This window comes from Dyadobacter sp. HNCC25DJ187, assembly GCF_056895255.1.
The window spans coordinates 1-277 of the sequence record NZ_JBXHAT010000014.1; the positions used below are offsets into that span (position 1 = coordinate 1).

Consider the following 277-nt stretch of genomic DNA (forward strand, 5'->3'; position numbering starts at 1 on the left):
GCAATATGTCAATGAACTCGTTGCCAATCTTTATCGGCAATGTGGAGAATAACGGATTCGAACCGTTGACCCCCTGCGTGCAAGGCAGGTGCTCTAGCCAGCTGAGCTAATCCCCCAAAAATTTTTAAATAAAACCAACCGAAAACGTTTTTTCGATTAAACCTGCATTAATCCGTGGGCCTGCGTGGACTCGAACCACGGACCTCGACATTATCAGTGTCGCGCTCTAACCACCTGAGCTACAAGCCCTTAATATATATGATAAAGATAAACTAAA

Annotated in this window: 2 tRNA genes; both read right to left on the bottom strand. The window is 44.4% G+C overall.

The annotated features are described in order from the left end of the window. Positions 1–42: 42 nt before the first annotated feature. Positions 43–116: transfer RNA gene (locus tag AC1XUE_RS25780), tRNA-Ala, on the bottom strand. A 59-nt stretch (positions 117–175) separates the two neighbouring features. Then, positions 176–249, bottom strand: a tRNA-Ile gene (locus AC1XUE_RS25785). Positions 250–277 lie beyond the last annotated feature (28 nt).